This is a genomic window from Streptomyces sp. TBY4, from assembly GCF_024213195.1.
GTDB lineage: Bacteria > Actinomycetota > Actinomycetes > Streptomycetales > Streptomycetaceae > Streptomyces.
Map to the genome: position 1 here is coordinate 576,709 of NZ_JANAVF010000001.1, position 17,043 is coordinate 593,751.

At 71.2% G+C, this 17,043-nt stretch carries 13 protein-coding genes; 5 read left to right on the forward strand and 8 right to left on the reverse strand.

Features of this window, described 5'->3' with window-relative positions:
- Positions 1 to 36: 36 nt before the first annotated feature.
- The 3 genes from NLX94_RS02740 to NLX94_RS02750 form a co-directional block, all read right to left on the reverse strand.
- Entirely contained in the window at positions 37 to 2,523 is a 2,487-nt protein-coding gene (locus tag NLX94_RS02740) for a Tex family protein (RefSeq protein ID WP_308402358.1), read from the reverse strand.
- Positions 2,524 to 2,647: 124 nt separating this feature from the next.
- The gene (locus NLX94_RS02745; RefSeq protein WP_254380913.1) at positions 2,648 to 3,511 is read right to left on the reverse strand and encodes a hypothetical protein; all 864 of its coding nucleotides are present in this window, start codon (positions 3,509 to 3,511) and stop codon (positions 2,648 to 2,650) included.
- A gap of 85 nt (positions 3,512 to 3,596) precedes the next feature.
- Entirely contained in the window at positions 3,597 to 4,172 is a 576-nt protein-coding gene (locus tag NLX94_RS02750; protein ID WP_254380914.1) for a cysteine hydrolase family protein, read from the reverse strand.
- Between the two features lie 297 nt (positions 4,173 to 4,469).
- Between NLX94_RS02750 and NLX94_RS02755 the strand changes: the two genes are divergently transcribed.
- Positions 4,470 to 5,999 (forward strand): M1 family metallopeptidase, encoded by a 1,530-nt coding sequence (locus NLX94_RS02755; protein ID WP_254380915.1) that lies wholly within the window; start codon positions 4,470 to 4,472, stop codon positions 5,997 to 5,999.
- A gap of 34 nt (positions 6,000 to 6,033) precedes the next feature.
- On the opposite strand, the gene NLX94_RS02760 is transcribed toward NLX94_RS02755, so the two are convergent.
- Positions 6,034 to 6,906 (reverse strand): oxygenase MpaB family protein, encoded by an 873-nt coding sequence (locus NLX94_RS02760; protein ID WP_254380916.1) that lies wholly within the window; start codon positions 6,904 to 6,906, stop codon positions 6,034 to 6,036.
- A 95-nt stretch (positions 6,907 to 7,001) separates the two neighbouring features.
- Between NLX94_RS02760 and NLX94_RS02765 the strand changes: the two genes are divergently transcribed.
- Both NLX94_RS02765 and sph read left to right on the forward strand, forming a co-directional pair.
- Positions 7,002 to 7,277, forward strand: coding sequence for a hypothetical protein (locus NLX94_RS02765; RefSeq protein WP_254380917.1), 276 nt, complete (start codon positions 7,002 to 7,004; stop codon positions 7,275 to 7,277).
- A gap of 130 nt (positions 7,278 to 7,407) precedes the next feature.
- Positions 7,408 to 8,394 (forward strand): sphingomyelin phosphodiesterase, encoded by a 987-nt coding sequence (gene sph, locus NLX94_RS02770; RefSeq protein WP_254380918.1) that lies wholly within the window; start codon positions 7,408 to 7,410, stop codon positions 8,392 to 8,394.
- Positions 8,395 to 8,460: 66 nt separating this feature from the next.
- Here the strand turns inward: sph and NLX94_RS02775 are convergent, their stop codons facing one another.
- The 4 genes from NLX94_RS02775 to NLX94_RS02790 all read right to left on the reverse strand — a co-directional run bounded on the left by NLX94_RS02775 (position 8,461) and on the right by NLX94_RS02790 (position 15,545).
- Entirely contained in the window at positions 8,461 to 10,119 is a 1,659-nt protein-coding gene (locus NLX94_RS02775) for a bifunctional aspartate transaminase/aspartate 4-decarboxylase (protein ID WP_254380919.1), read from the reverse strand.
- 49 nt (positions 10,120 to 10,168) lie between these two features.
- Entirely contained in the window at positions 10,169 to 11,872 is a 1,704-nt protein-coding gene (aspT, locus tag NLX94_RS02780) for an aspartate-alanine antiporter (protein ID WP_254380920.1), read from the reverse strand.
- 24 nt (positions 11,873 to 11,896) lie between these two features.
- Positions 11,897 to 13,582 (reverse strand): aspartate-alanine antiporter, encoded by a 1,686-nt coding sequence (gene aspT / locus NLX94_RS02785; RefSeq protein ID WP_254380921.1) that lies wholly within the window; start codon positions 13,580 to 13,582, stop codon positions 11,897 to 11,899.
- Between the two features lie 121 nt (positions 13,583 to 13,703).
- Complete coding sequence (locus NLX94_RS02790) at positions 13,704 to 15,545, reverse strand: long-chain fatty acid--CoA ligase (RefSeq protein WP_254380922.1); 1,842 nt, start codon at positions 15,543 to 15,545, stop codon at positions 13,704 to 13,706.
- Positions 15,546 to 15,632: 87 nt separating this feature from the next.
- Here NLX94_RS02790 and NLX94_RS02795 point away from each other — a divergent pair, with 87 nt between their 5' ends.
- Together NLX94_RS02795 and NLX94_RS02800 are read left to right on the forward strand one after the other, a co-directional pair.
- Positions 15,633 to 16,409 carry a MerR family transcriptional regulator gene (locus NLX94_RS02795; protein ID WP_254380923.1) on the forward strand — a complete coding sequence of 259 codons (777 nt, stop codon included), beginning with the start codon at positions 15,633 to 15,635 and terminating at the stop codon, positions 16,407 to 16,409.
- The gene (locus tag NLX94_RS02800) at positions 16,372 to 17,040 is read left to right on the forward strand and encodes a 1,4-alpha-glucan branching protein (RefSeq protein ID WP_254380924.1); all 669 of its coding nucleotides are present in this window, start codon (positions 16,372 to 16,374) and stop codon (positions 17,038 to 17,040) included. The genes NLX94_RS02795 and NLX94_RS02800 overlap by 38 nt, the downstream gene beginning before the upstream one ends.
- Positions 17,041 to 17,043: the final 3 nt, after the last annotated feature.

Sequence of the window (17,043 nt, forward strand, 5' to 3'; positions counted from 1 at the left end):
CCGGCACTCGCTGTCACCAAAAGCTGTCACCAGCAGCTAGCGCTTGCGGCCGCCCCGCTCGTCGGGGCCGCTGAGTCCCGCGCGGCGCAGGGCGTCGGCCATCGCGCTGTTGGCGGGGGCCGGAGCGCCACCGCCCTGCCGCTGGCCGCCGCCGCCCTGACCGCCCTGGCGCTGCCCACCGCCCTGACCGCCCTGGCGGCGGCCGTTGCCGCCCTCGCGGGATCCGCCCTGACCGCCCTGACCGCCCTGACCGCCGCCCTGGCCGCGCTGCTGCGGGGGCCGGCCGCCGCCGCGCCGCTCGCCCCGCTCCTCGCGCTGGCCCGGCGCACCGCCGCCGGCGCCGCGCTCCGCCTCGTCCTCCAGCCGCAGGGTCAGGGAGATCCGCTTGCGCGGGATGTCCACGTCCATGACCTTGACCCGGACGATGTCGCCCGGCTTCACCACGTCCCGGGGGTCCTTGACGAAGTTCTTCGACAGCGCCGAGACGTGCGCCAGCCCGTCCTGGTGGACGCCGATGTCGATGAAGGCGCCGAAGGCGGCCACGTTGGTGACCACGCCCTCCAGGATCATCCCGGGGGCCAGGTCGCCGATCTTCTCGACGCCCTCCTTGAAGGTCGCCGTCTTGAACGCGGGCCGCGGGTCCCGGCCCGGCTTCTCCAGCTCGCGCAGGATGTCCGTGACGGTCGGCAGGCCGAAGGCCTCGGTGACGAACTGCTCCGGCCGCAGCGAGCGCAGCACGCCCGTGTTGCCGATCAGGGCCGCGACCTCGCTGCCCGCGGTCTTGCCCATGGTGCGGACCACCGGGTACGCCTCGGGGTGCACGCTGGAGGCGTCCAGCGGGTCGTCCCCGCCGCGGATCCGCAGGAAGCCCGCGCACTGCTCGTACGCCTTCGGGCCGAGGCGGGCCACGTCCTTGAGCCCCTTGCGGTTGCGGAAGGGGCCGTTGGCGTCGCGGTGGGCCACGATGTTCTCGGCGAGTCCGCCGCTGATGCCCGACACCCGCGAAAGCAGCGGCGCGGAGGCGGTGTTGACGTCGACGCCGACGCCGTTCACACAGTCCTCGACCACGGCGTCGAGCGAACGCGAGAGCTTCACCTCGGACAGGTCGTGCTGGTACTGCCCGACGCCGATCGACTTCGGGTCGATCTTCACGAGTTCGGCGAGCGGGTCCTGCAGGCGCCGGGCGATGGAGACGGCACCGCGCAACGACACGTCCATGCCGGGGAGTTCCTGCGAGGCGAAGGCGGAGGCCGAGTACACGGAGGCGCCGGCCTCCGAGACCATCACCTTGGTGAGCTTCAGCTCGGGGTGGCGGGTGATGAGGTCCCCGGCGAGCTTGTCGGTCTCCCGGGAGGCGGTGCCGTTGCCGATGGCCACGAGCTCGACCGCGTGCTCCTTCGCGAGGCGGGCCAGCTTGGCGAGGGCCTCGTCCCACTTGTTGGCGGGCACGTGCGGGTAGATCACCTCGGTGGCGACCACCTTGCCGGTGGCGTCCACCACGGCCACCTTGACGCCGGTCCGGAAGCCCGGGTCGAGGCCGAGGGTCGCGCGGGTGCCTGCGGGTGCGGCGAGCAGCAGGTCGCGCAGGTTGGACGCGAAGACCCGTACCGCCTCGTCCTCGGCGGCGGCGCGCAGCCGGGAGCGCAGGTCGATCCCGAGGTGCACCTGGATCTTGGTGCGCCAGGCCCAGCGGACGGTGTCGGCGAGCCACTTGTCTCCGGGCCGGCCGCGGTCGTTGATGCCGAAGCGCCGGGCAACCATGCCCTCATAGGTGGAGGGGCCGGGCGTCTCGCTCGGCTCTTCCGGCTCCAGGGTGAGGTCGAGCACGTCCTCCTTCTCCCCGCGGAGCATGGCGAGCACGCGGTGCGAGGGCAGGGCGGTGAAGGGCTCGGTGAAGTCGAAGTAGTCGGCGAACTTGGCGCCCGCCTCCTCCTTGCCCTCGCGGACCTTCGCGGCGAGCCGGCCGCGGCCCCACATGCGTTCGCGCAGTTCGCCGATGAGGTCGGCGTCCTCGCCGAACTTCTCGGTGAGGATGGCGCGGGCGCCCTCCAGGGCGGCGGCCGGGTCGGCCACGCCCTTGTCCGCATCCACGAACGCGGCGGCCGCCACGGCCGGTTCCACCGACGGGTCGGCCAGCAGTCCCTCGGCGAGCGGCGCGAGGCCGGCCTCGCGGGCGATCTGTGCCTTGGTGCGGCGCTTGGTCTTGAAGGGGAGGTAGATGTCCTCCAGCCGGGCCTTGGTGTCGGCCGCGTTGATCCGGGCCTCCAGCTCGGCGTCGAGCTTGCCCTGCTCCCGTACGGAGTCGAGGATCGCCGCGCGCCGGTCCTCCAGCTCGCGCAGGTAGCGCAGGCGCTCCTCCAGGGTGCGCAGCTGGGCGTCGTCGAGCATCTCGGTCGCTTCCTTGCGGTAGCGCGCGATGAACGGCACGGTCGAACCGCCGTCGAGCAGCTCGACGGCGGACTTGACCTGCCGCTCCCGTACGCCGAGCTCCTCGGCGATCCTGCCTTCGATGGACATCGTCACTGTGCGGTCCCGCCTGCCTTCGTACGTGTGCGTGATGCTGCCGCGTGCTGCCTGCTGCGTCGGAAGGCTGCCAATTGTGGCAGGTGGCGGAGGCGGACGTCGGGAGCCGGGCCCGCTCCGGGGCTCAGGCCTTGCCCATGAGGTCCCCGGGGAAGGCTCCGGCGACGAAGGCCTGGACGGTGAAACCGCCGCCGATCTCCGCGAGCCGGGCGACTGAGGCCGCGCCGAGGTGCTCGTACGGGGCCTCGTCCAGGCGGTCGGTCTCCGTCTCCAGCGCCTCGCGCAGCTCCGCGCCCGCGGGCGTGAGCTCGCCCCCGGAGTCGAGCAGTCCGCGCTCGCGCAGTCGGTCCGCGGCCGCGTCCAGGTCGGACTGCTCCCAGCCGCGGATGTACTTGAGGTACTTCGGGGTCATGCCGTGGCCGCTGGCCGTGTGGCTGACCAGGGCCTCGACCGGGTCCAGGCCGACGGTGAGCAGGGCGGTCAGGTGCCCGTCGCCGCGGTGCTCGCGCAGCAGGGTGGTGGCGTGCCACAGCTTCAGGTGCGGTTCGGCGGGTACGGGGAGGTCCGCGTGGGCCGAGTAGAGCGTACGGGCGTGCCGGGTGCAGGCCTCGGTAGCGCGCATCGCCAGCCCGGCGGCCTCGGCCATCGCGGGGGACGCGAGGGTCTCCTCGCCGAGGAGCCGGCGCAGCGTGCTGTCCACGGCCCGCAGCCGGGCGGCGAGGACCTGTCCCGGGGTGGCGGTGTCCCAGACGGCGGGCAGGTGCCGGGCGACGAGGTCGTGGCGGTAGTTGTAGAAGGTGGCCGTCACCGTGCCCGCTCCGACCGCGCCCATGGCGGCGGAGCGGGAGGCGAGGTTGACGGCGTTGCCGTCGGTGATCCCGATGGCGGCGAACTCCTTGCCGAGGTCGGGCGAGAAGTAGACGGTCGAGTGCAGCGGGTTGATCGCCCCGTGCCAGCAGCTGCGTGCAGCGCGCTCCGGAAGAGTCATGCGGGCAGGCTAACGACTGCTTGGTATGGAGAGAAGTGCTGCACCCGGGGATCCGTCCCGGGTATCGGGGCGGATCGGTACGGCTCTACTTCAGCTCGGCTCCGGTGGCGACGACGACCCCGTAGAGCTCGGTGACGGTGGCGAGGGCCGCCTGGTGGATCTGCCGGGCCGTCAGGGCGCCCGCCGGGCTCTCCAGCGCCCGCGTCGCGGAGGCGTCGGCGACGACCGTCGGGGCGTAGCCGTGCAGGAAGGCGCCCTCGGTGGTGAACAGGGTGCACATGTTGGTCATGAACCCGGCGATGATCAGGTTCTTGCGGCCGGTGGCCTCGATGATCTCGTGGAGATCGGTCCCGTGGAAGCCGTTCGGGACGGACTTGGTGACGACGGCCTCGCCGGCCCGGGGGGCGACGGAGGCGTGGAGGGTGCCCGCCTCGGTGTCGACCCCGTAGCCGCCCTCGCGGACGTGGACGACGGGGGTGCCGGCCTCGCGGGCCCGGGCCAGGAGCCGGGAGGCGGAGGCCAGCGCGGGTTCCCAGCCGTCGAGTTCCATGACGCCGCCGGTGTAGGTGTTCTGGTAGTCGACCAGGACCAGGACCGCCTTCTCGAAGGTCGCGGGGGTCTCGTCGAAGCCGTTGAGCTGACGCAGGGTGGTGGTGGTCATGGGGATGCCGTTCTCGTGAGGGTGGGGTGGGGTGGCGGCCGACGCGGGGCCACGACGTCAACGCTAGGACCCCGCGCGCGCCCGGACAATGACGGCCGACCCGCAGATCCGGACATCGGTCCGCGCAGGCCGGGGGCGGTGCGCGGGCCGTCGCCGCCGCCCGGACGGAGACGTTCCGCACGGGCGCTTTTCAGACGCGTGGCGATCGTGTGACAGGAGGGGCCATGGACATGACGTGGGGTCCCGGGCGTGAATACGGTCGAACGGAAGCCACTCCCCAACCACTTGGAGTTCAAGGTGCACCGCAAAGTCATCGCCCCGAGCGTGCTCGCCGCTTCCCTTCTGCTGGTGATCCCGGCGTCGGCGGCGAGCTCCGTTCCGGGCGCCCCGGGTATCGGCGATCCCTACTACCCGGCCAGCGGCAACGGCGGGTACGAGGTGTCCCACTACGACCTGCGCCTGAAGTACCAGCCGAAGACCGACCTGCTGGAGGGCACCGCCACCCTCCTCACCACCGCCAAGCAGGACCTGTCCCGCTTCAACCTCGACTTCGGTCTGGACGTCAGCGAGATCCGGGTCAACGGGGTCAAGGCGAAGTTCGCCAAGTCCGGCACCTCGGAGCTCGAGGTCACCCCGGCCTCCCCGCTGCAGCGGGGCAAGCAGTCGAGCGTGGTCGTCAAGTACGCGGGCAAGCCCTCGGAGTTCAAGGTCGACGGCTGGTCGGCCTGGCAGCGCACCCCGGACGGCGGTGTCGCCGCGCAGGAGCCCGACTCGGCGGTGTGGTGGTTCCCGAGCAACGACCACCCGCTCGACAAGGCCACCTTCGACGTGTCGGTGAACGTGCCCGACGGCACCCAGGCCATCAGCAACGGCGTGCTCCAGTCGCAGACTTCGCGCCTGGGCTGGACCCGGTACAACTGGCGCTCGAACAAGCCGCAGGCCACGTACCTCGCCACCCTGGCCATCGGCAAGTTCGACATCACCACCGACAAGACGGCGAGCGGGCTGCCGATCCTGAACGCCTACAGCCAGGACCTCGGCGACAACGCGGGCGCGGCGCGCGCCAGCGTGGAGCGGACCGGCGAGGTCGCGGAGTGGCTGGAGGGGGTCTTCGGGCCGTACCCCTTCAACGCGCTGGGCGGCTACGTGCCGAACGTCCCCTCCGGCTTCGCCCTGGAGACGCAGACCCGGCCGTTCTACAGCCCCCGGCAGTTCGCGAACGGCGCGAACGTGTCCGTGGTCGTGCACGAGATCGCCCACCAGTGGTACGGGGACAGCGTGTCCGTCGACGGCTGGAAGGACATCTGGGTCAACGAGGGCTTCGCCCGCTACAGCCAGTGGCTGTGGTCGGAGAAGGAGGGCGAGGGCACCGCACAGGAGCTCGCCGACTGGGCGTACGGGCTGCGGCCGGCCGAGGACCCGTTCTGGCAGGTCAAGCCGGGTGACCCGGGCCCGGAGAACCAGTTCCACGGGGCCGTCTACGACCGTGGCGCGATCGCCCTCCAGGCGCTGCGCAACACGATCGGCGACGAGAAGTTCTTCCGGATCCTGAAGGGCTGGCCGACCGAGCGGGCCCACGGCAACGCCAAGGTCGGCGACTTCGTCCGCTACGCGGAGAAGGTCTCGAACCAGCCGCTCGCCCAGCTCTTCGAGACCTGGCTCTACACCCCGGGCAAGCCGGACGCCTCGGCGCTGAACGCGCCGAAGAAGCTGCCGGCCGCGACCCCGGGCACCGGCACCCTCCGCGCCCCGGCCGCCAGGCCGGCGGCGGAGCCGAAGTCCTGGAAGAAGATCGCCGAGACGAACACGGTGCACGACCACCACTGACCCGCACCGGTACGGAGCTGCGCGCCGTCGCCCCTCAGCGGGCGGCGGCGCGCACCCGCGCCCGGGCCGCGCGGGCGATCGGGAGGTAGCGCAGTCGCTCCGGCAGCAGCGGTACGAGGAGGCGTACGGCCGTGCTGAACCGGCGCAGGCGCCGCTCCTGGGCCGGGGTCCACTCCAGGCCGATGGCGGCGCGCGCCTCGGGCGGCATGTAGCCGGCGGTGACGAAGGCCCGGAAGTGCAGGAAGGCGGCCCGCAGGACGGGCCAGGTCAGGCGCAGCAGGAGCCGGACCGGCAGCGGCCCTCCGGCGGGGCGGGGCAGCGGCGCGTCGGTGGCGAGGAGTTCGCGGGCGACCTTGGTGGGCTCGATCTCCTCGGCCAGCATCCGGTGGTAGTAGGGCCAGTACTCCTCGATGGTCTGCGGCATGTCCCGGTCGTGCAGTCCGAGGATGCGGCCGACCTGGAGCCACTCGCGGTAGAGCTGCCGCTCCTGGGCCGGGGTGAAGGGCCGCAGCAGGTAGCGCCCGGCGTAGAGGTAGACCGGGAAGCCGGTGGCGTGCACCCAGGCGTAGCAGGCCGGGTCGAGGGAGTGGTAGCGGCGCCCCCGGGTGTCGGTGCCCTGGATCTCCTTGTGCAGGCGGCGCACCCGGCGCCCCTCGGCCGCGGCGTCGGCCCCGCCGTACACCCACAGCTGGACGGAGCGCAGGGAGCGCTCGCCGCGGCCCCAGGGGTCGGTGCGGAAGACGGAGTGCTCGTCGACCCCGGCGCCGATGGCGGGATGGGCGACCTGCATGGTGAAGGCGGCGGGCAGCATGAGCAGCGCGCGGACGTCTCCGGCGATGGTCCAGAGCACTCCCCCGGGCGGCGGGGGTTCCGGCTCGCTCCGGTCCGTCCGCTCCGTCGTGCTCATGCGTGTGCCCCCAGGGTGTCGAACCGGCTGTTCTCCCAGTATGCAGGGGGTCCGGCGGCTTCCGCCGGAGCCTGTGGACGGTGCATCCTGCGGCCATGAACCTGTCCCCCTCGGCCGTGGTGCAGACCCTGGCCCCCTGGGTGCTGGCCGGGGCGGCCGTGACGCTGGCCCTGGTCCTCGCGGTGCTCGTCGCGCTGTTCGCGCCGCCGTACTTCCTCCTGCGGCTGCGCCGCCACCGGGAGGAGGGCGCCGGAGCCGGGGACGGCGCCGGCGACAGCCCGGAAGCAGGCGGCATCGGCGGCTTCACCTGGGCCTCCGAGCCGGACGAAGACGGGGACGGCAACCGGGACGAGGACCGACGCGCCGGCTGAGGCCGGCCCCGGGAGCACCGAAGAAGTACGACTGCGTCCAGAAACCCGTGTCATGGGTGTTACCGCGAAGTAACCCTGGCTGCTTGGATGGCGGAGCCGATCTTCCCCCACAGGAACGAGGGAGACCTCCATGCCCCAGACCCAGCCCCGCAGGGCCCGCGCCGCCGCCGCGGCCGTCGCCGCGATCGCCGTCGGATCGCTCGTCGCGGCCACCGCCCCGGCCGCCACCGCCGCGGAGAGCGCCGCGCCGCGGCTCAGCGTGCTGTCGTACAACGCGTTCCTGATGAGCAAGAACCTGTACCCCAACTGGGGCCAGGACCACCGGGCGGCGGAGATCCCGAAGGCCGCCTGGTACCAGGGCCACGACGTGGTCGTCCTCCAGGAGGCCTTCGACAACGGGGCCTCCGACGCGCTGAAGGCCAACTCGGCCGCGCAGTACCCGTACCAGACCCCCGTCGTGGGCCGCAGCAAGAGCGGCTGGGACGCCACGGGCGGCGCGTACTCCGCCACCACCCCGGAGGACGGCGGGGTCACGATCCTCAGCAAGTGGCCGATCGTGCGCAAGGAGCAGGTGGTCTACAAGGACGCCTGCGGCGCCGACTGGTGGTCGAACAAGGGCTTCGCCTACGTCGTGCTGAACGTGAACGGCACCAAGGTCCACGTGGTCGGCACGCACGCCCAGTCCACCGACCCGGGCTGCGGCGCGGGCGAGGCGGCCGAGATGCGCGCCCGCCAGTTCCGGGCCATGGACGCCTTCCTGGACGGCAAGAACATCCCGGCGAACGAGCAGGTCATCGTGGCGGGCGACATGAACGTCGACTCGCGCACCCCGGAGTTCGCCACCATGCTGGCCAACGCCGACCTGGCGGACTCCGACACCCGCACGGGGCACACGTACTCCTTCGACACCGCGCTGAACTCGATAGCGAAGTACCGCTACCCGACCGACCCGCGCGAGGACCTGGACTACGTGCTCTACCGCAAGGGCAACGCCCGCCCGGCGGGCTGGGAGAACAACGTGGTCCTGGAGCAGTCGGCGCCCTGGACGGTCTCCAGCTGGGGCACCTCCTACACGTACAGCAACCTCTCCGACCACTACCCGCTGATCGGCCGCTGATCCAGTACGACGAGGGGGGTGCTCGCCGCGATCCGGCGAGCACCCCCCTTTGCCGCGGCGCGACCGTCAGCCGTTGGCCTTCGACCGCTCCCACTCGCTCGCGTAGTCGTTGAAGATCGCCCGCAGGTGGTGGCCGATCTTCAGGTAGTCCAGGTCGTCGAGGTTGGCCAGCGAGACGCGCACCGACCACTGGGGGCCGTCGAAGCCGCCGCCGTTGAGGAGGACCACCGAGGTCTGCTCGGCGAGCCGGAAGAGCGGGTCGACGGGCTCGTAGTTCTTCTCCAGGAAGTCCGCGAAGTCCTTGCCGTGGACCCGTTCCGCCTCGGCCAGCAGGTCGAGCTCGATGTAGTACCCGGCCCTGCGGTCGTCATCGGAGATCTTCATCTGGGCGCCCTCCAGCAGCAGGTCGAGCCTGCGGTGGACGATCTGCCGGATGCGCTCCTTGTAGGCCTGGCCCTCGTCCAGCATGTCGAAGAGCGAGAAGAGCACCATCATCGTCTGCTGCGGCAGCGAGAGGCCGGCCGTGTGGTTGAGGGCCACCGACCGGGAGTCCGCGACGAGCCGGTCGATGAAGCGGATCTTCTCCGGCTCCAGGGTGAGGGTGCCGTACCGCTTGGCCAGGCGGTCCTTCTGGTCCTGCGGGAACGCGGCGATCATGTCGTCGATGACGTTGTCGTCGTGCAGGCCGATGACGCCGAGCCGCCAGCCCGTGCAGCCGTAGTGCTTGGAGTACGAGTACACGAGCAGGGTGTTGCGGGGCAGGTCGGCGGCGATCGAGCGGAAGCCGGGCACGAAGGTGCCGTACACGTCGTCCGTGACGATCAGCAGGTTCGGGTTGCTGGTGGCGACGATGTCCTTGATCTGGTTCGCCACCCGGTCGCTGAGCGCGAGCGAGGGCGGGTTGGACGGATTGACCAGGCAGACGAGCTTCACGGACGGGTCGGCCAGCTTGGCGACCTCCTCCTCCGGGTAGCGCCACTGGCGCACCCCGGTCTCGGCGAAGAGGCTCGCGGAGACGTTGACCACCTCGAACTCGAAGGTGTCGAGCTCGGGGATCTCGATGTACGGGGTGAACACCGGGGTCATCAGGGCGATCTTGTCGCCCTTCTTCAGGATCCCGTTCTTCATCAGGGAGTCGAAGATGTAGCACATGGCGGCGGTGCCGCCCTCGGTGGCGAAGAGCGAGAGGTTGTTGCCCGCCGGCGGCTTCTTGTCGAACATCTCGTCGGCGACGTAGCCGCGCACGATCTGCTCCGCGTGGGTCAGCATCCGGTCCGGGACCGGGTAGTTGTCGCCGGTGATGGAGTCGGTCAGCTCGTGCAGGAAGGCGTCCTTGTCGAAGGGCCAGCGCGACAGGGCGTACTGGACGCAGGCGGACAGCATCTCCACGCCGGCCAGGTCGGGGTGGCGCCGCGCCCAGGAGTCGAACCGCTCCCCGATGCCCTTCTTCTCCGGCATCCCGCCGAGGTTGTCGGCGGTCCACACCCGCCGGGACTCCTCCAGCGCGAAGTAGCCCAGCGCGTAGAAGGCCTCGCGCGGCCCGGTGGCGATCCAGTTCGGGTTGCCGCGGCCCGCGTTGAGCATGGCGCGGGCGGTGGTGTCCTTCTGGCCCGGCTTGTCGGCCTGGGCGGCCGTGGCGAGCTGGATGAACTTGTCCTTCAGCTCGAACGGGCTGAGCTGCGCGAAGGACTGGATCTCCTCGCGGCTGAAAGTGGTCTCCGGCACGGTGCCATCCTTTGCTTGAAGGGGGCTTTGGTTCGAGGGGGCTGTGCGTTCAGTGGTTGAGGAGGACGATCACCGCGCCCCAGATCGTCAGCAGTACGTTGCTGACCGCATAGGGGATCGTGTAACCGAGCGTCGGCACCTGGGATTTGGACTCTTCGTTGACGGCTCCGATGGCCGCCGTGGTGGTCTGGCCGCCGGCCAGTACGCCCATCAGGATCGGGAAGCGGATCTTCTGGATGTGATGGCCCACGAGGAAGCCCACCAGCAGCGGGATCAGCGTGATGACCGCACCCCAGATCAGCAGCCCCCAACCGGCGGAGGCGAGCCCGCTGGTGAAGCTGGGCCCGGCGTTGAGGCCGACGACCGCGACGAAGAGGCACAGGCCGAGGGTGTCCATGAACCACTGGGCCCCGGGCGGGACGTTGCCGTAGGTCGGGTACCTGCCGCGGATCCAGCCGAAGACCAGGCCCATGATCAGCGCGCCGCCCGAGGTGGACAGCGAGATCGGGACCCCGCCGGCGGTGAGGGCCGGGATGCCGAGGCAGCCGCCGAGGAAGATGCCGAGGCCCACCCAGATCATGTCGGTGGCGAAGCTGGTCGGGACCGGCTTGCCGATGGCCCGCCCGGCCGGGTCCACCAGGCGCTTGGGACCGGAGAGGATCAGGGTGTCGCCGCGCTCCAGCTGGGTGGAGAGCCGGTAGGGGAACTCCGCGCCGGAACGGTAGAGCTTGTCGATGTAGACGCCGACCATGAAGGGCTCGGCCCGCAGTTCCGCGATGGTCTTGCCCAGCTGCGCCTTCTCGGAGGCGACCACGTGCAGGTTCTCCGTCTGGTAGCCGAGGAGTTCGACGTCGTCGGCCTCGGGGCCGATGTGCGTGCGGGCGTCGAACTCGACGAGGGATCCGCGCAGGGCGCTGACGGCGACGACGTCGCCCGCGGCCAGGACGGTCTGCTGGGTGTGTTCGATGATCGCGCCGTCCCGGCGGATCCGGGTCAGGTAGATCCGGTGACCCAGCGACTTCTGCTGGTTCTCGAAGTCGTCGATGGTCCGGCCCACGAGGTCGGGCCGCTGGATCGTGTAGGCCCGCAGGACGACCTCGTAGTAGCCCTCGTGCAGGTCGGGGTCGTCACTGGGCGCGTCGAGCTCCTTGGCGAGCTGGGCGCTCTCGGCGGCCAGGTTCCGGCGGTAGAGCCGGGGCAGCACGTTGGCCAGGAGCATCGCGCAGAGGATGGTGCCGAGCGGGTAGGTGACGGCGTAGCCGACCGCGACGAGGTTCTGCTGCTCGGTGATCTCGGACGGGCTGAGTCCGGGAAGGTTGCCGATCGCGTCCTGGGCGACGCCGATGACGGCGGACTGGGTGAGTGCGCCGCCGAGCAGGCCCGCGCTGAGCCCGGGGCCGTAGCCGAGCATCACGGCGAAGCCCCAGGAGACGAGCAGGCCGGTGACGCAGACGATCACCGCGTTGAGGACCTGCGGCAGGCCGTCCCTCTTCAGGCCCCGGAAGAACTGCGGGCCGACCTTGTAGCCGAGGGCGAAGAGGAACATCGTGAAGAAGAGGTTCTTCACGGTCCCGTCAATGGTGATCTTGAACTGCGCGCCGAAGACCAGGCCCACGATGAGGCAGCCCGTGACGGCGCCCAGCCCGATGGCCTTCCACCGCAGTTTGCCGACGAGGAAGCCGAAGGCGACGGTGATGAAGACCAGGAGTTCGGGATGTGGCTTGAAGATGTTCCGTACGAGGAAGTCGATCATGCTGGTACCCGTCCTGGTGGGGGGTCAGGCGCCGAGGATCCCGACGAGGATCGGTCCGGTGAGTGGGAGCAGGAAGTTGGACAGGGCGTAGGTGATCGTGTAGCCGAGCATCGGCACCGAGCTCTGGGCCACCTGCGTGACCGAGGTGATGGCCGGTGTGGAGCACTGCTGTCCGGCGATGGCGCCGATGAGCAGCGGCTTCTCGATCTTCAGGAGCTTGCGCCCGACGATCAGCGAGATCGTGGCCGGTACGAGGACCATGGCGATCCCGGCGAACGGCAGCAGGGCCCCGTACTCCTTGAGCAGCGGCCAGGCCTGCGGTCCCGAGGTCAGACCGGTGCAGGCGATGAAGACCGCGAGCCCCATGTCCTTGATGGTGGTGGCAGCTTGGGGCGGGAAGGCGCCGAAGGTCTGCCGGCGGGAGCGGAACCAGCCGAAGAGCAGACCCGAGATCAGGCAGCCGCCGCCGGTGCCGAGGGAGAGTGGGACCCCGCCGAAGCGGACCACGATCTGTCCGATGAGCGAGCCGAGCGCGATGCCCAGACCGAGGTAGATGAAGTCGGTGGCGTCGTTCTTGGCCACCGTTCCGATCTTCTCCACGATCCGGTTGAGGCCCGCGCGGGCGCCCACGAGGGTGACGACGTCACCGCGCTCGACGACGGTGTCCGGGTTGGCGGGCAGGTGCTGCTCGCCGCGGAGCACGTCGGTCACGTACACACCGCTGCGCTGGAACTCCGCGTGGGTGGCGCGGATCTCGCCCAGGGACTTGCCTGCGACCGACTTGTCGGTCATCGCGACCTGCCGGGTGGCCAGCGGGGTGTCCACCCCCGGGATGCCGGGGGTCTCCGGTCCGATGGCCCGGCCCGCCGCGATGGCCTCGGAGCGCCGTCCGACCACGAGCACGAGGTCGGAGAGGGTGAGTTCGAGGTCCGGGGCGGGGGTGAGGTCCTTGGAGCCGCGCCGGACGGCCTCCACGGTGACTCCGCCGCCGAAGGCCGCCTCCAGGTTCCCGACGGTACGGCCGTCGGCGAGGGTGACCAGGTGGGTGCGCCCGACCAGGCCGGGCATCGCCTCGCGCTCGTCGCTCTGCAGGCCGCCGCCGGCGCCGCCGCCGCGCATCTTCTCCCACAGGGCGCGCGAGGCGTCCGCGAGGTTGACGCGGAGCATCATCGGCATGATCTGGCTGGTGTAGATGACGATGGTGACCAGGCCGAAGAGGTAGCAGACCGTGTACGCGGTGGCCACGTGGCCCTGGTACGTGGAGATCTGGTCCGGGGTCAGGTCGGGCAGTTTGCCGATGGCCTCGGTGGCGGTGCCGACCACGGCGGATTCGGTGGCCGCGCCGGCGAGGATGCCGGAGGCGGTGCCGACGTCGAGGTCGAAGGCCTTGGCCAGCAGATAGGCCAGGCCGAGCACGCTGATGAGCTCGATGAAGCAGAGCGCGAAGAAGCGCATGCTCTTGCGGTTGAGGTTGGCGAAGAACTGCGGTCCCGCCATGTAGCCGAGGGCGAAGATGAAGAGCGCGAAGAAGATCGTCTTCACGTCCGCATCGATCTCGATCTTGGCCCAGGCGCCGAGCAGCAACGACACGATCAGCGTGCCGCAGATGCCGCCGAGGGTGATCGGGCCGACGCGCACCTTGCCGAGCAGGTAGCCGGCCGCCAGGCAGAGGAACAGGGCGAGTTCGGGGTGGTCTTGCAGCACACCCATGGGCGATCAGCCGCCCTTGCCGGGTGGCGTTGCGGGTTCAGGGCATATGCACATTCCCCCACCCTTGCCCGGTGATCACTCTTCCGCTCACCGGGCAGGGCCATTCGTGTGACGGGGCTTGCTACGGGGCTTCGTACGGCTCCGCGTAGAGCTCCTCGATCAGTTCCGCGTACTTCTCCCGGACTACCCGGCGGCGCAGTTTCAGGGACGGGGTCAGCTCCCCCGACTCCGGACCCCACTCCCCGGTCAGCAGCCGGTAGCGCTTGATCTGCTCGGTGCGGTTGAGCCGGGCGTTGGCGGCCGCGACGGCCCGGGCGATCTCCTCCCGTACGGCCGGGTGCGCGGCGAGCTCGGCGGGAGTGGCGGCCTCGATGCCGCGGGCCTGCGCCCAGGCCGGGCCGAGTTCGGGGTCCAGGACGAGGAGGGCGACCAGGTAGGAGCGGCCGTCTCCGTGGACCAGGGCCTGCCCGATCAGCGGGTGCTCCTTGACGGTGTTCTCCACCAGGGCGGGCGAGACGTTCTTCCCGTTCGAGGTGATGATCAGTTCCTTCTTGCGGTCGGTCAGCCAGAGGTAACCCTCCTCGTCCAGCCGCCCGATGTCCCCCGTCGGGAACCAGCCCGCCCCGTCGGAGGCGCTCTCCACCGAGCCGTCCGGCAGGAGGTATCCGCCGAAGACCGTCTCCCCGCGCGTGAAGATCTCCCCGTCCTCGGCGATCCGCAGCTCCAGCCCCTCGATCGGGCGGCCCACGGAACCCAGCCGGAAGCCGTCCGGACTGTTGACCGTGCACACGCCGGAGGTCTCCGTCAGCCCCCAGGCGTCCATGATCGTGATTCCCCAGCCCGCCCAGAAGCGGACCACGTCGATCGGCATCGGCGCGGTGGCGCTGGCCGTCCAGACCAGGCGGTCCAGCCCGGCCAGCGTCAGCAGCGGGTCCAGCACCCGTTCCTTGGCCTCCGCGTACGAGGCTTCGAGCGCGGCCGGGACTTCCTCGCCCCGCTCCCGGTGCCCGGCCCGCTCCCGCGCCAGGTCGTTCGCGGCTTCGATGGCGCGGCGCTGCTCCTCGGGCAGCCGCCCGAGCACGGCCCGTACGGAGGCGGCCAGCTTCTCCCACACCCGGGGCACTCCGAAGAACTGCACCGGGTGCAGCTCGCGCACCGCGGCCGATACGGCGGTCGGGTCCGCGCACAGCCGGACGTGGGCGGCGCGCAGCAGCGGCAGGTAGATGCCGAGGACCCGCTCGGCGATGTGCGCGAAGGGCAGGTAGCAGACGTGCTCGGCGTGCTCGGGCAGGTCCACGTGCCGGTCGAGCCGGACCGCCTGGAGCACGATGTTGCGGTGGGTCAGGCGCACCCCCTTGGGGTCGCCGGTGGTGCCCGAGGTGTAGACGACGGTCAGCGGGTCCTCGGAGCGGGACTCCCGCCAGCCCTTCTCGAAGGCCTCGGACCGGTGCAGGTGGACCCCGCCGGCGTACACCGACGCGTAGGTGGAGTGCGGGCCGGCTTCGGGGGCCTCGGCCACGACGAGCCGTTCCAGCGGGGTCCCCGGGTCGGCGAGCAGCGGCTCCCACCGGGCCAGCTCCCGGGCGCCCTCGACCACGGCGAGCCGGGCCCGGCTGTGGCGGGCTATGTGGGCGATCTGCTCGGGCGCGGAGGTCCCGTACACGGTGACGGGCACGGCGCCGAGGTGGACGAGGGCGAGGTCGGTGAGCCAGTGCTCGGGACGGTTGCCCATCATCAGCAGGACGTGCTCGCCGCGTTCGACGCCCAGGGAGGCGTAACCGGCGGCGAGGACGGCCACCTTGCGGCGGACGTCGGACCAGCTGAGCGTGGTCCAGCCGGTGCCCTCGGCGCCTTCGCGCCACGAGAGGGCGGGCAGGGCGCCGTGCTCGGCGGCGTTGCGCGCCAGCAGGGCGGGCAGGGTGAGCTCTTCGGGAGGTGCGGGCAGTCGCAGTTTCGTGGGCATGGGCAGCTCCTGGCCGTTTCACATCGTTGGTGCGACAGCAATACTGTTGAACACGAAGTGCTGATCAGCGAGCGAGGCGGAGAGCACATGACCACCCAGGCACCGGAGCCGGCGTCGTTGACCGTCGACGAACTGGCGGCCAGGGCGGGTGTGACCGTCCGCACCGTACGGTTCTACAGCACCCGCGGGCTTTTGCCCCCTCCCGTGATCGGACCCCGTCGGGTGGGCCGCTACGGCCCCGAGCACCTGTCCCGCCTCGCGCTCATCGAGGAGCTGCAGCACCAGGGCATGACCCTGTCGGCCATCGAGCGCTACCTCGACGCCCTGCCCGACGACCTGAGCGCGCACGACCTGGCCATCCACCGGGCCCTGGTGGCGACCTGGGCCCCGGACTCGGCGCTGGAGTCCTCCCGCTCCGAACTGGAGAAGCGGGCCGGCCGGAGCCTGACGGAGACCGACATCCGGCGGCTGACGGCCATGAACGTGCTGACGCCGGCCCCGGAGGGCTTCCGGGTGGACGTGGGACTGCTGCGCCTCGGGGTCGCGCTGCTCGACGTACCGATCGCCCACGAGACGATCCTGGCCGCGCGCGAGGTGCTGCTCGGCCACGCCCGGACGGCGGCGCACCAGCTGACCGCTCTGTTCCGGGACGAGGTGTGGGGGCCGTTCACGGAGGGCGAGAGCGATCCGGAACGGGTGGAGTCGATGAAGGCGCTGTCCGCGCACATGCAGCCGATGGTGGTACAGGCCCTGGTGACCGCGTTCCAGCGGTCGTTGAAGGAGGAATTGCGGGCGGCCTTCGTCTCGGAACCGGTAGGTTCCGGCCATGGCGATGATCTACAAGACCACCATGAGGCCCGGTAAGACGGAGCTGCTGACTGCCTGGCTTCCGACGCGGCCGTGGTACGCGGCCACGGGACACGCACCCGAACTCGACCGGTCGGGCGGGTTCCGGCTCGACGACCCGGAGGGTGAGGTCGGCATCGAGTTCATGGTGCTCACCGACACCTCCGGCGGGCGGCAGACCTCCTACCTCGTACCGCTCACCTACCGCGGGGCCCCGCTCGACGGCGCCGAGGCCGCGCTGGTGGGCACCTCCGAGCACGGGGTGCTCGGCACCCGCTGGATCTACGACGGCGCCCACGACCCGGTGCTCGTGGGCCAGTTGCTCGCGCTGGTCCAGGGCCGGGCCGTGGCCCAGGACCAGTGCGACAGCGGCGTGAGCGACCCCTCGGTCACCGCGTGGTACGAGGGCCCCGGGCTCCCGGCGGCGCTCCCGCAGGGGCGGCCGGAAACCACCGACACCGTGCGGGGCACGGAGGTGCGCGTACCGGGCGGCCCGGCGATCGCCCTGACGCGGGTCCTGCGCCCCGGGGACGACGCGCGCACGGAGCCCCCGGAGGCGGCCGGCCGGCTCACCGCCGGCTGGACCACCCCCGACGGCGCGGCCCACCGGGGCCTCTTCGCGGAGCTCCGCGCGCACGTCACGGCCTGACCT